Annotated in this window: 14 protein-coding genes; 10 read left to right on the top strand and 4 right to left on the bottom strand. The window is 42.7% G+C overall.

The features are described 5' to 3' along the window. Window positions 1-237 precede the first annotated feature (237 nt). The 3 genes from PMEL_RS00350 to dapB all read right to left on the bottom strand — a co-directional run bounded on the left by PMEL_RS00350 (window position 238) and on the right by dapB (window position 3,498). The gene (locus tag PMEL_RS00350; protein WP_231999381.1) at window positions 238-933 is read right to left on the bottom strand and encodes a WbqC family protein; all 696 of its coding nucleotides are present in this window, start codon (window positions 931-933) and stop codon (window positions 238-240) included. A gap of 125 nt (window positions 934-1,058) precedes the next feature. After that, entirely contained in the window at window positions 1,059-2,588 is a 1,530-nt protein-coding gene (locus PMEL_RS00345; protein ID WP_120173483.1) for a S26 family signal peptidase, read from the bottom strand. 154 nt (window positions 2,589-2,742) lie between these two features. Continuing rightward, window positions 2,743-3,498 (bottom strand): 4-hydroxy-tetrahydrodipicolinate reductase, encoded by a 756-nt coding sequence (dapB, locus tag PMEL_RS00340; protein ID WP_120173482.1) that lies wholly within the window; start codon window positions 3,496-3,498, stop codon window positions 2,743-2,745. 345 nt (window positions 3,499-3,843) lie between these two features. Between dapB and PMEL_RS00335 the strand changes: the two genes are divergently transcribed. The 10 genes from PMEL_RS00335 (at window position 3,844) to ybeY (ending at window position 10,462) form a co-directional block, all read left to right on the top strand. Continuing rightward, window positions 3,844-5,154: a DUF2851 family protein gene (locus tag PMEL_RS00335; protein WP_120173481.1), complete on the top strand. Its 1,311-nt coding sequence runs from the start codon at window positions 3,844-3,846 to the stop codon at window positions 5,152-5,154. 84 nt (window positions 5,155-5,238) lie between these two features. Next, on the top strand, window positions 5,239-5,646 hold the full coding sequence (locus PMEL_RS00330; RefSeq protein ID WP_120173480.1) for an acyl-CoA thioesterase: 408 nt from the start codon (window positions 5,239-5,241) through the stop codon (window positions 5,644-5,646). 73 nt (window positions 5,647-5,719) lie between these two features. Beyond that, a complete protein-coding gene (dprA, locus tag PMEL_RS00325) occupies window positions 5,720-6,838 on the top strand; it encodes a DNA-processing protein DprA (protein ID WP_120173479.1) in 1,119 nt (372 codons plus the stop codon). 128 nt (window positions 6,839-6,966) lie between these two features. Further along, entirely contained in the window at window positions 6,967-7,479 is a 513-nt protein-coding gene (locus PMEL_RS00320; RefSeq protein WP_120173478.1) for a DUF4252 domain-containing protein, read from the top strand. A 13-nt stretch (window positions 7,480-7,492) separates the two neighbouring features. Then, window positions 7,493-7,990 carry a DUF4252 domain-containing protein gene (locus PMEL_RS00315; RefSeq protein WP_120173477.1) on the top strand — a complete coding sequence of 166 codons (498 nt, stop codon included), beginning with the start codon at window positions 7,493-7,495 and terminating at the stop codon, window positions 7,988-7,990. Window positions 7,991-8,042: 52 nt separating this feature from the next. Next, entirely contained in the window at window positions 8,043-8,552 is a 510-nt protein-coding gene (locus tag PMEL_RS00310) for an RNA polymerase sigma factor (RefSeq protein WP_120173476.1), read from the top strand. Beyond that, window positions 8,539-9,021, top strand: coding sequence for a hypothetical protein (locus PMEL_RS00305; RefSeq protein WP_120173475.1), 483 nt, complete (start codon window positions 8,539-8,541; stop codon window positions 9,019-9,021). The genes PMEL_RS00310 and PMEL_RS00305 overlap by 14 nt, the downstream gene beginning before the upstream one ends. 3 nt (window positions 9,022-9,024) lie before the next feature. Continuing rightward, window positions 9,025-9,483 carry a DUF4252 domain-containing protein gene (locus tag PMEL_RS00300; RefSeq protein ID WP_120173474.1) on the top strand — a complete coding sequence of 153 codons (459 nt, stop codon included), beginning with the start codon at window positions 9,025-9,027 and terminating at the stop codon, window positions 9,481-9,483. 58 nt (window positions 9,484-9,541) lie between these two features. After that, complete coding sequence (gene coaD, locus PMEL_RS00295) at window positions 9,542-9,988, top strand: pantetheine-phosphate adenylyltransferase (RefSeq protein ID WP_120173473.1); 447 nt, start codon at window positions 9,542-9,544, stop codon at window positions 9,986-9,988. A gap of 45 nt (window positions 9,989-10,033) precedes the next feature. After that, window positions 10,034-10,462: an rRNA maturation RNase YbeY gene (gene ybeY, locus PMEL_RS00290; protein ID WP_120173472.1), complete on the top strand. Its 429-nt coding sequence runs from the start codon at window positions 10,034-10,036 to the stop codon at window positions 10,460-10,462. A gap of 744 nt (window positions 10,463-11,206) precedes the next feature. On the opposite strand, the gene PMEL_RS00285 is transcribed toward ybeY, so the two are convergent. Further along, window positions 11,207-12,775: a S41 family peptidase gene (locus PMEL_RS00285; protein ID WP_120173471.1), complete on the bottom strand. Its 1,569-nt coding sequence runs from the start codon at window positions 12,773-12,775 to the stop codon at window positions 11,207-11,209. Between the last annotated feature and the right edge of the window lie 38 nt (window positions 12,776-12,813).

Here is a 12,813-nt window from a genome sequence, read left to right as displayed (position 1 = left end):
AACGCTGAAAAGGCTAAATAAAAAAAGGCGTAGAGCTGTTATAAGACAACAACTCTACGCCTTTTTCGAATTATTTTCATGAAAATAAATATTTTTCTTCATGAAAATAAATATTTCTTTTCACGTAAATAATTTCTTTTTTTCATGGTAATAATTCGCAAAACATACCTTTTAAAGAATTGAGAAGAGAGATAAAAGAGGATTATTACAGCCTAAAAACACTGCCTTTACGGCCTATTATAAGTATAGTACACTCTCATTACCCTCGTTAAAAAGCAAGTCAAGAATACTAAGGTTGGGCAGGAAGCCAAACTTCTGTTGATAAACTTGATAGTAACGACGAGGAACAAAGTCGGTATCGACACCCGGATGCTTCGGACGAATTATCTCTCTGAAATCATCGGTTCCATCGGGAACATCCATTTGATAGGTATCTGTGCGACGCATACAGGGCATAATATCGATAAGTTCGCACATTTTCAGCGTTATCTCCCAATTGAAATCATAGAGATACTTCCATTTCCGCTCAAAGAACGGGCGTATATCGTCTTCATAATATTCAAAGAACGGACTCTCACCATAAGACGACAGCAGCGCATTCCAGTGCTGGTGACGCCAATTATCATGGTCGCTGATACGCACATCTTTCATCGGACACTTCAAAGTCTCAAACTTCTCGACAGGGATGGAGAGGGTCTGCGGACCATTCGCAGAAGCGATTACGCAACGATTGCGGTAAGTCTGCTTAACGAAGTTATCATGTTGCTCTATCAGGCAGCTGTCATAGCGGTTCAACTTCTGGTACCATTGAATAGGAGCAAAGTAAGCAGAGGAGAGTAAGACCTCCCCAAGCCCCTCCGAAGGAGGGGATGTTAAGTTACCAATGTCGGTCTTATTTGAATTGACAATATTATTGTTATCAGAAGATACCATAACTGTTTTGCTTATAATATAATTGAACGATGACAAAAAAGGAGGGGATGTGTAACGTTTACCAATCTTTGGCAACTTGCACATCCCCTCCTTTGGAGGGGCTTGGGGGAGGTCCTTTGAGACACCTACTTTATATTATCCACCCAGTTAAACAGTCTGTGCCAGCGGATACCACCGAAGCCCTTACGGTCTGGATCGCTTGACCACCAGATGAAGATTGGCTTACCTACAACGTGATCCTCTGGTACAAAGCCCCAAAAACGGCTGTCGGCAGAGTTGTGACGGTTATCACCCATCATCCAATAGTAGTCCAACTTAAAGGTGTAGCTATTTGCTGGCTTACCATTAATATATATCTTTCCGCCCTTCACCTGCAAGTCGTTGCCCTCGTAAACCTTGATACAACGCTCATAAATAGGGAGATTCTCTAATGTCAATGTAACCGACTTACCCTTTGCAGGAATCCATACTGGACCATAGTTATCGCGTGTCCATCCTGTAAAACCATTGAGAGGATAGGTTAGACCAGAGTAGAGGTCCTTATCAGTTACAGGACGCATAGACTTAATGAGTCCCTGACGTTTCAGCTCTGCAACGGCTCGTTTGGTCAATGGCATATAACCATCATAAGACAGAATATCCTTATTAAGCACATAACCTCGGCTCAAGTCATATCCATGTAGGCGGCTAAGGCTCTGTACATCCTCATCACTAATCTCCAAATCCTTACGAAGTTCGTCATAACGCTCACTAAGAAGGTCGGAAGCAGTGACGTTATTGAATTTTATAAAGTAGGTATAGAGCACCTTCTCTGGCTCTTTATTTGCCTTTCCATCGACATAAACAATCTTATTCTTAATCTGCAAAGTCTGTCCAGGAAGACCCACACAACGCTTTACATAGTTCTCACGACGGTCGGTAGGGCGCCAATCTAATGAACCAAAAGTACCTACATTTCTGACGATATAAGCTCTACCCGTAGCGTATGCCTTATCAAAGAAAGCACGCTGCTGAAGTGTATTCATCGCCGACAGATTGATATTTGGGTTCTGTTGTGCAAGGAAGTTCGTACCCATTGTATAGACATCATAATAGTAGTCATTGCCCTGATAAGCTGGTTCGCTCATGATAGTATCACCTGCAGGGAAGTTGAATACAACGATATCATTGAGCTGTACCTTACCCAAACCCTTCACACGACGGTAGTCCCAATGTGGCCAAGAGATGTAGCTCTTAGTATTAATAATAGGCAAGGTGTGCTGTGTCAGCGGCATTGTCAATGGTGTCTCTGGAATACGAGGACCATAGCTTACCTTCGACACAAAGAGGTAATCGCCCGTGAGGAGCGACTTCTCAAGGGAAGAAGAAGGAATAACGTAGTTCTGGAAGAAGAAAAGATTGATGAAATACACTGCTACCAATGCAAAGAGTAGAGCATCAACCCATCCCATAACAAAGCGAATAGGACCTTCAGAATCCTTCCACCACTGCCAACGAATCTTCTTTGTGATATACACATCAAAGATAAATGGAACTACTAACAACCCCCACCAACTCTTTACCCAGAACAGGAAAAGGAGGTAGAGAACGAGAACACAAATAAACTTTGCCCATTGCTTCTTTGGATTAAGGGCTGCTTTTTCTTTATCAATCATGATGGTGATAGGTGATGGGTGGTGAGTGATGGGTGGTGATGAAATGTTGGAAGCTCAAATATTAGATAATGAGCTATATGATGGTGCATGATAAATAACTATTAGTTTTGAAAACTATCAGTAATCATCAAGACCCAACACCCAACACCCAAGTTTAAAACTTAAATAAATCGCTTGTTGTAAGCAAACCAGTGTGATCTTTGGTGTATTCTGCTGCTAAGACAGCACCGAGAGCAAAGCCCTTACGGCTGTGAGCATCGTGAGTAATCGTAATCTTATCGGCCTCAGAGTCATAACTGATACTATGAATACCAGGCACTTCGTCGCGACGGATAGATGCGATAGGCAACTCATTGGCAGCAACCTCATTGCTACCAGACTCCGTGCCATCAGCTGCATGCTGGAAACCCTTTACCCACTTGTCTTTGCGATCAAGGTCATTGATGATCTCTTCTGCAAGGGTTATGGCTGTTCCCGATGGTGCATCGAGCTTGTGAACATGGTGAACTTCCTCCATCTCAACGCTATACTGTGGGAAACCATTCATTATCTTTGCTAAGTAACGGTTGACAGCAGAGAAAATAGCAACGCCAATTGAGAAGTTACTTGCCCAAAACAAAGTTTGTCCACCTTCTGTACACAAACGCTCAACCTCAGCCTTATGCTCCTGCATCCAGCCTGTAGAGCCGCTGACAACCTTCACATTATGTGCAAAGGCACGCTGATAATTAGCAAAAGCAGCCGTAGGATTCGTAAACTCTATGGCTACATCAGCCGATGCAAATGCGGGAGAATCAAAGTCCTCTATATTGTCAACATCAATAATACTTACGATTTCGTGGCCACGCTCAAGGGCTATCTGTTCTATCATACGCCCCATCTTGCCGTAGCCTATCAATGCTATTTTCATAATTAATCTGAATTAAAACATTGCAAAGGTAGCTGATTTGCGGCATAAAACAAAATAAGTTTACGTATTTTTAAATAAGGTATAGGCAAGTCGGAAGTTGCCTTTTACTGATAAAACAACAGATAAGTTTCTTCCTCACTTGCCATTTTCAATCATCGTGTTGACGCCCCGCACGTATAGTGCTGATGGTAAACACGCATCGTGCTGGGGCTTAACACCAATAGTGCGAAGTGCGAAGATGAGTGAAACTATGCTGCAGAATAATAAGAAAAATACGTAGATAAGACTTCTATTTTTCTTAAAAACTTTGTATATTTGCGTACTGATACAAACCAAGAATCTATTATGGAGCAACTCATCCATTACGTATGGAAACACAAGCTGTTTCCGTTGACAGAACTTAAGACTACTGACGGACAGGAGGTGGAAGTCATTGACGCTGGACTACATAATCATAACGCTGGCCCAGACTTCTTCAATGCAAAGGTGAAGATTGGCGGTACGCTATGGGTGGGTAATGTGGAAATACACGATCGTGCGTCCGACTGGTTTCTACACAGACACGACCGCGACCCAAACTATAACAATGTTATCCTGCATGTGGCTGAGTCTATCGACGTTGATGTTAAGACACGAGAGGGCGATTATCCGCCACAGATGCGACTGCAAGTGCCAACAGATGTGCGAGAACATTACGAAGAACTGCTCACAACGGATGAATATCCAGCTTGTTATCGTATCATTCCAAGTCTGTCAAAACTAATGGTCCATTCATGGATGAGTGCCTTACAGACTGAAAGGTTGGAACAGAAGACAGAGGCGATAGCCCAACGAGTGAAAGACTGTGACGGTTCTTGGGAAGCTGCCTACTTCGTAACGCTTGCCCGCAACTATGGTTTCGGTATCAATGGCGATGCCTTCGAGACATGGGCAAAACTGATTCCGCTGCAGAGCATAGCCCATCATCGGGACAATCTTATGCAGATTGAAGCCTTCTTCTTGGGGCAGGCTGGATTGTTAGATATAGCAGCTATCCCAGAACGATACCAACAGCAGGCACTGAACGATCGCTATTTCACAGAGCTGAAAAGCGAATATCAGTACTTAGCACATAAGTTCAGTCTACAAGCGATGGATGCTACTCAATGGCGTTTCCTTCGCTTACGACCACAGAACTTTCCGCATATCCGCATCGCACAACTCGCTCGACTCTACTATGAACAGCGGGCAGGATTGTCGCAATTGTTGGAATGTGAGAGCGTAAAGCAGGTGCGCGAACTATTAGCAACACAGGTAACACGCTACTGGGAAACGCATTATGTCTTTGGAGAAGAGAGTGCTAAGAGTGAGAAGAAACTATCAACAGGATCATTGAATCTGCTGATTATCAACACCGTTGCACCTATCCTCTTCGCTTACGGCAAACACAAGAACGCTGAAAAGTACTGTGAACGTGCCTTCGACTTCCTCGAAGCGTTAAAAGCAGAGGATAATCACATCGTTAGGATGTGGAAAGAAGTGGGGTTAATGGTTGAAACAGCGGGCGATTCGCAAGCCCTTATACAACTAAAGAAGGAGTATTGCGACCGAAAAGATTGCCTGCGTTGCAGGATTGGTTACGAATATTTGAAGGGAAAATCATCATTAAAGGGTTAGGAAAATTGGGCTAATAAGCCTAATGGGGCATATAAGGCTAATAGGCCTAATATGCCCAATAAAAGCCTAAAAACAAAATAGATTATGGAAAAGAAGAAATACATTTTTGAGACAAGACTGGATGTTCGCGACTATGAATGTGACATCCAAGGTATCGTAAACAATGCAAACTACCTGCATTACACCGAACATACACGCCATAGATTCCTTAAATCATTGGGTGTTAGTTTCTCTGAACTGCACGCAAAAGGCGTTGATGCTGTTGTTGCACGAATGCAACTCACATATAAAGTACCGTTTACTTGTGATGACGAGATTATCTCACGTATGTCATTAAAGAAGAATGGACTACGCTGGGTGTTCTCTCACGACCTCTTCCGTGCCAGTGACGAACGCCTTTGCTTCCATGCAGATGTAGACCTTGTGACGCTCATCAATGGTAAATTAGGCAGTAGCAAGGAATACGATGAAGCGTTTGCAAGAGTATTGTAAAAGTTTATCTACTCTCTAAGCCTTCCCCTCTTTCGGGGGAGGTAGGGAGCTACTATCTATCAATACCTACACCATGGAATCCTTAAACTCAATCTTACTAACCCGACTTACTCGCTTTAATCTCAGCGAACTGGCTGAACTTTACAAGCGAGCTGGCTCTGCTACTGCCGTCATAGAACATAAAAGAGACATCAGAGAGATTCTTCCTGAAGCCTCAACTCATCTTATAAAAGCCTTGAAAGATGTTGACAGCTTGAGAGAATGGGCTGAACAAGAGTTGGAATACGACCAACTGCATCACATTGAGCCTATCTGTATGAATGATGAACGCTATCCACAGCGACTCAAAGAGTGCCCAGATGCACCTATCCTACTCTATTATCTCGGTAATGCAGACCTCAACAATCGACACGTTATCAATATTATCGGTACACGACACTGCACCACCTACGGGCAAGATATCATCCGTTCGTTTGTCAGAGAACTGAAGGCTCTTTGCCCAGACGTACTCATCCTCAGTGGACTGGCTTACGGAGTAGATATCCATGCACACCGAGCAGCCTTAGAGAATGGCTTTGAAACCATCGGAGTATTAGCCCACGGACTCGATGACATTTACCCACGTGGACACAGAGAGACAGCCTTAAAAATGATTGAACAAGGTGGATTGCTGTCGGAATATACCACGCATACGCAGCCTGTTGCCCGCAACTTCGTACAGCGTAACCGTATCGTGGCAGGTTGTGCAGATGCAACAATCCTCGTAGAATCGGCTGCGAAGGGTGGAGGACTTATCACCTGCAGTATCGCTCGTAGCTATGGACGAGAAGTATTTGCCTTCCCTGGCTCTGTTCATTCGGATTATAGCGAGGGCTGTAATAACCTTATTCGTGACAATGGTGCGGCTCTCATCACATCAGCAACAGACTTTGTGAAGGCAATGGGATGGGATGATGATATCAAATTGGGGCAGGCACAACAACGAGGAATTGAACGAACGCTTTTCCCTAATTTGTCTTCAGAAGAGGAAGCAATTGTTCGCGTGCTCGCTAAAAACAATGACTTGCAGATTAATCTCTTGTCTATTCAAGCGAATATTCCTATCGCAAGGCTCACAGGACTCCTCTTTACACTGGAAATGAAAGGGGTAATAAGGGCTATGGCTGGCGGTTGTTATCATCTTTTAGCATAGTATCTTAATACCATAAAAGACGCTGATACTGAAAAAAAGGACATTTCTTTGCCACAAATCTGCCCTATCTTCCGTCTCTATAGATGTGAACAATTACTGATTTACCAACCTAATTAAACATCAAGACAATGAAAACAACAATCTTTACTATCGCATTCGCTGTAGCCATTCTATGCTCAAGCTGCACCGTAAAAGCCAACCCAACGACGCTCATCACACAGCCTAAGAATGATGAGGTAGAGTCTATTATCAAAGAGTTTAAGAGTGGAGACAACGTTACTTACGTCAACTTGCCTAAGACACTCATAAAGCTTGGACTGAAGGCTGCCAACGACAAGACTGCTAATGCACTCGCTGAGCAAATCGACGGACTCCAAATTTTAACTTTCGAAAAGGCTGATCAAAAGACAAAAGACGGCTTATACAACCGTATCAGTAAGTTGGAATCAAAGGGATATGAGCCTATGGTAAAGGCAAATGAGGACGGCGAAAAGGTCAGAATATTCATTAAAGGCAACGAGAAGGAAGTGCAGAGTCTTGTTGTCTTCGCTATGGACAAAGAAGAATGTTCACTCATCAATATTGTAGGACACATCAATCCAGCTAACATTGATGATATCGTAAAGTCACAAACCAAGTAAACAAGGACACATTATGAAACGGATTATCATCATAGGCATCCTTACTCTCTGTACATTATCAGCCTCAGCGCAGAGCGTAAAAGGGCTGATTGAGCAATATAGGCACGAGAAAAACGTTATTCACCTTCATATAACACCTGCCTTAATGTCGTTCTTGAAGGTGCTTGCTAAAAGCCATTCGGACGATTCCAAGGCTCTGAAAGCGGTATCATCCTTTCGTATACTTGTCTTTGACGACTGTGATTCGATTGTAAAAAGTCGTTTTAGAAACACGGTTCAGACCTTCCATCCTAAGGGATATACGCCAATCATCTACAATAAGCAGGCAGATGAGACTAATTATGTTTACCTCAAAGAAAAGAAAGGGTGCATTCGTGAAGTGCTCATTCTTGCTATTGACAAACAAGATGGCGCCATTGTGCGGATTAAGGGTAAGATAAGTCCTAACGATGTCGACTCTGTTGTGAAAGAAAGTACCAACAAGAAGAATCTGAAAAGCTATAAGTTATAGGGCGGACAACCTTACATCATAGCCGATTATTGTCTAAAGCGCACATCTGCCTATGCAAGCAAGCGAATTCAAACAGCTATTCCTTCCTTGCCATCGGAAACTCTTTTCGGTGGCATATAGGCTGATGAGCAACGCGCAAGCTGCTGAGGATATGGTGCAAGAGACCTTCTTAAAGCTCTGGATACAGCGTGATAAGATGGGAATGGTGGACAATCCTGAGGCTTATAGTATAACAGTACTACGCCGAATCTTCTATGACAAAATAAGAGCAGGACACCTTCAAGAAGTCGACAAAGATGTGGGAAGCCTACAAATCACCTCATCACAGAACATAAGTATACAATTAGAGCAGGCTGACGAATATCAACGAGTAAGACAGTTAATTACCCATCTGCCCGAACCACAAGCTAAAATCATGCTGATGCGTGATGTTGAAGACCGTAGTTTTGAGGAAATCAGCATCGAAACAGGGCTTACGGAGGTGAATGTAAGAAGTATTCTCAGCCGAGCCCGAAAGAAGATTAGAGAACAGATAAAAGCAATGAGATATGATAAAGACTGAAGATATAAAGCGTTTGCTTGACCGATACTACGATGGAATGACCACCGAAGAGGAGGAGAACACGCTGCGTACATACTTCAATAGCAAAGACATCGATGCTAATTTGAAGGAGGAAAGCATCTTCTTTACGGCTCTTCAGTCATCAGAATGCCCTACACCAGCAGGGATGGAAGAGCGACTCAGTCGCCAGATTAGCCAGTGGAACATTTTAGAAGTCACTACTCGCCACACGATAAGGCATATTAACCTCCGCTGGGTAGTAGGGATAGCAGCCAGTTTGTTGCTTCTCTTTGCCGCGGGAGCTATCGTTTATCAAAACGAGAGCAAAGCTCCACAGACAGAGCAGGATACCTACACCAACACAACAGATGCCTATGCAGAAACCTCACGAGCACTGATGAAATTCTCAAAGACGCTCAATAAGGGTATTGACGCTACCGAGAACATCACTAATAAAACAAGGGATTAGATTATGAAGAGAATTATTTTAACGCTTTGTATGACTATGATAGCCTGTATAACGGCATTCGCTCAAAAGGCATTGTTCGATAAATACAGCGAAACAGATGGTGTCTCTACCGTCTATATATCGCGTAATATGATGCGTATGATGGGAAATGTGAAAGCAGGTAACAAGGATATTAGTAAGATTGCCAGCCGTCTCGACTATCTGCAGATACTCTCCTGCGAGCGTCCTTCACTGATTCCTTCTATCAAGAAGTCTGCCCAAAGCATCTTCAATCAACAAAAGTATTCGATTGTAATGCAAGTCAATGAGGGGAGCGAACATACTACTATCTACGAGCGGCATTACCCGAATGGAAAGAACGAGTTTGCCCTGCTTGCCATAGAACGCAACGAAATAACAATTATCAACCTACTTGGTAATATCTCACTACAGGATATTCAAGGAATAGCTGGTGGAAAATAATCCACCAGCTTTTTTGGTTATATAATAGAAATAGAGTACTTTTGCAGAAAATAAACAAATGAAAATAGGTATATTTGTTGGAAGCTTTGATCCATTTACAATAGGGCACGACTCTATTGTACGCCGCTCCTTGCCCCTCTTTGACAAGGTGGTGATTGGTGTTGGCGTCAATGAGCGGAAGCAGTATATGCTCAGTACGGAGGAACGGACCGAACGTATAGCACGACTCTATGCTAACGAGCCAAAGATTGAAGTAAAGGCATACAGCGACCTCACCATAGACTTTGCACAAAGAGAGGGAGCCGAATATATCATTAAGGGTGTACGTAGCGTAAAAGACTTCGAATATGAGCGTGAACAAGCCGACATCAACCGACGCTTGAGCCGTATTGAAACCATCTTATTCTACGCTGAACCACAATTAGAAAGTATCAGCTCAAGCGTTGTAAGAGAGCTGAAAAACTTTGGAAGAGACATCACTGAGTTCCTACCAAAGGGATATTAACGATTCGAAAGATGCTCACAAGGCACATTGATAAAAAAAAACACGATGATAACATATAGTGCTGAAGGCGTTAAGATGCCTAAAATCAAGAAGCGAGAGATTACTCGTTGGATTAAAGCAGTTGCTGCAACCCATGGACGAAAGGTTGGAGAAATTGGTTATATGTTCGTAGATGACGAGAAGATTCTCGAAGTAAACAACGAGTATTTAGGACATGATTACTACACGGATATCATCACTTTCGACTATGATGAGGATGACGTACTCAATGGCGACCTCGTTATCTCGCTTGACACGGTCCGCACTAATGCCGAACTTTTCAAGAAGTCATACGAAGACGAGCTTAACCGAGTTATCATTCATGGTATCCTTCACCTCTGTGGTATCGACGACAAGGGTCCTGGTGAACGTGAGATTATGGAAGAAAATGAAAATAAAGCTCTCGCTCTATTAAAGGAAATGAGTGGCGAATAATAAGCTTTTATTATATTATAGGTAAAGTTTCCCACATTAAAAAGTAAAGGGCTGGAATCCAATTTTGGGTTTCAGCCCTTATTGTTTATCTGCTCTTCTTTGTCAAAAGCCATATCTAAATCCAAATCAATCATTAGACCACAATATTCATAATTCTTACTTTGAGTATTGTTTCCTACAGCTTTAATTTCTTTTCGACATCTTGTCTATCTTTGTAACTTGACGTTGTTCGCTACGCCTGCGTTGCAAAGACAGTTTAATCTGCACGACAGCAAAACAAAAATATGTTTATGCTATGATGACTGATTTAGGCTAAACAAGAGAAAGGAATAGTATTAGGACTTAACAAACCTCGTCTTGCCGTGCTTAGCATTACTTATAAGCTATCTATTCATGCTCCGCACGTGATGTGCGGAGCATTAGCACGTATGGTGTGGAGGCTTAGCACATGTTGTGCGGAGGCTTAGCTCTCTGTGAAAAAGATGTATTGTGATGGAGAATAACTTATAAATTTACGTGTGAGTTAGTCTAAGTTGCAGAGTAATTATAGGGATAATTTACCCCAGTCTGTTCGATAATAAAATAAAATCTGTTTAGACTCTAACGGCTAATTGGGGTTTAGATAGAAACAAAAAAGGGCTTAATTGGAAGTCCAATTAAGCACTTTTTCTTATATTATTAGCCAAACAAGGCTATATTACAAAACAGACTAAACCCTTTAAAAGAGCGTATGATGCAGCCTTTCTATTTACCCGTAGCAAGTTCAACAGCTTTGGTGACAATATCACTCTGCTCATTCCATATACGGAAATACTCGTTCATATCCCAGATATCACGGGCAGTAAGAGCCTTTAGTTGTAAAGCTATATGAGGAAGTGTTTCCTTTAATTCGGCAGCATCCTTAGGCTCTACCTTTTCTTTCTTACCCTCTGCCACAATTTCATCGAGTAACGACTGCGGTACCACATAACCCTTATTAAACGCGTCAAACGAGCTGTATTGCGCCTTCAAAGTCTGACGATTCGCATCAGCATACTTCAAATATGCATTGATGATAATACTCTTTGTTGCCAACATACGATGATAACGTGTGAACTTTGCGGTATCAAGTGGAACGAAGTAATCAGGCATAATACCACCGCCACCATAGACAACACGATGCTTGCGGATGGTGTAATACTTCAAAGAATCAGAGAATTGAATACTGTCTGGATTGGTCAACTCACCATGCTTAAATCGTTTCTCGATATCCATCTCATAATCCTTCAGGTCGCCCTTTGTATAAGGCTTCTGAATACAACGACCGCTTGGCGTATAGTAATGGGCTATCGTCAGACGAATCATACTATCATCAGGAAGGTCGAACGGACGCTGTACAAGTCCCTTACCAAAGGTTCTACGACCAACAACCGTTCCACGGTCATTATCTTGAATAGCACCAGTGACAATCTCAGCAGCCGAAGCCGAAAGCTCGTTCACCATTACATAAACCTTTACATCCTGCAAACGTCCGTTGCCAATTGCCTTGAAATTCTGGCGACGAGCACGACGTCCTTCGGTGTAAACAATCATGTCATTGTCCTTGAGGAACTCATTTGATATCTGAACAGCAGACTGAAGATAACCTCCACCGTTGTCTTGTAGGTCCAGAAGTAGGGTCTTCATTCCTTTCTTTTTCAGTGAGTCAACAGCCGACATAAACTCGTCATGGGTCTTCATTCCGAAGCTTTCAATTCGGATATAACCTACATTAGGACGAATCATATAAGAAGCATTGATGGTATGAATAGGTATCTTAGCACGTGTAACAACAAAGGTCAACACACCTTTCACACCACGACGTACAACACCCAACTTCACTTTCGTACCCTTCTTACCACGAAGCATCTTCATGATATCGATACGTGCCATCTTCACACCAGCGATAGTAGAGTCGTTCACACTGACGATACGGTCGCCAGCAAGGATGCCCACCTTCTGAGATGGTCCGTTGACAACAGGTTGGATAACGACAAGTGTATCCTCAATCATATTAAACTGTACACCAATACCCTCAAAGTCGCCCTGCAATGGTTCGTTCATCGCTTTGGTTTCCTTTGCATCGGTGTAAGTAGAATGTGGGTCAAGCTTCTCGAGCATACCCCTGATAGCATCCTCCGCCAACTTCTGCTCGTTCACAGAGTCCACATAGAAGTTCTTAATTGCCATCTCTGCCAACTGCAACTTCCGCAAAGGAGAATCGCTACCCTGCTGTGCCGACAAAGGTAAAAGCGTAATAAAGTTAAACAGTAAAAGATAAATATACTTGCTCATATCCTAATTTTATAATTTAATAGCTTTGTTATACGATT

Origin of the sequence: Prevotella melaninogenica, from assembly GCF_003609775.1 — a bacterium.
GTDB lineage: Bacteria > Bacteroidota > Bacteroidia > Bacteroidales > Bacteroidaceae > Prevotella > Prevotella melaninogenica_A.
Note: the sequence above shows the minus strand (reverse complement) of the source record. Positions and strands in the feature narration are given on the sequence as shown.

What these genes read in the sequence shown, in the direction of transcription:
- PMEL_RS00350 (WP_231999381.1), bottom strand. Translation starts at nt 933, where the DNA reads ATGGTATCTTCTGATAACAATAATATTGTCAATTCAAATAAGACCGAC.
- PMEL_RS00345 (WP_120173483.1), bottom strand. Translation starts at nt 2,588, where the DNA reads ATGATTGATAAAGAAAAAGCAGCCCTTAATCCAAAGAAGCAATGGGCA.
- dapB (WP_120173482.1), bottom strand. Translation starts at nt 3,498, where the DNA reads ATGAAAATAGCATTGATAGGCTACGGCAAGATGGGGCGTATGATAGAA.
- PMEL_RS00335 (WP_120173481.1), top strand. Translation starts at nt 3,844, where the DNA reads ATGGAGCAACTCATCCATTACGTATGGAAACACAAGCTGTTTCCGTTG.
- PMEL_RS00330 (WP_120173480.1), top strand. Translation starts at nt 5,239, where the DNA reads ATGGAAAAGAAGAAATACATTTTTGAGACAAGACTGGATGTTCGCGAC.
- dprA (WP_120173479.1), top strand. Translation starts at nt 5,720, where the DNA reads ATGGAATCCTTAAACTCAATCTTACTAACCCGACTTACTCGCTTTAAT.
- PMEL_RS00320 (WP_120173478.1), top strand. Translation starts at nt 6,967, where the DNA reads ATGAAAACAACAATCTTTACTATCGCATTCGCTGTAGCCATTCTATGC.
- PMEL_RS00315 (WP_120173477.1), top strand. Translation starts at nt 7,493, where the DNA reads ATGAAACGGATTATCATCATAGGCATCCTTACTCTCTGTACATTATCA.
- PMEL_RS00310 (WP_120173476.1), top strand. Translation starts at nt 8,043, where the DNA reads ATGCAAGCAAGCGAATTCAAACAGCTATTCCTTCCTTGCCATCGGAAA.
- PMEL_RS00305 (WP_120173475.1), top strand. Translation starts at nt 8,539, where the DNA reads ATGATAAAGACTGAAGATATAAAGCGTTTGCTTGACCGATACTACGAT.
- PMEL_RS00300 (WP_120173474.1), top strand. Translation starts at nt 9,025, where the DNA reads ATGAAGAGAATTATTTTAACGCTTTGTATGACTATGATAGCCTGTATA.
- coaD (WP_120173473.1), top strand. Translation starts at nt 9,542, where the DNA reads ATGAAAATAGGTATATTTGTTGGAAGCTTTGATCCATTTACAATAGGG.
- ybeY (WP_120173472.1), top strand. Translation starts at nt 10,034, where the DNA reads ATGATAACATATAGTGCTGAAGGCGTTAAGATGCCTAAAATCAAGAAG.
- PMEL_RS00285 (WP_120173471.1), bottom strand. Translation starts at nt 12,775, where the DNA reads ATGAGCAAGTATATTTATCTTTTACTGTTTAACTTTATTACGCTTTTA.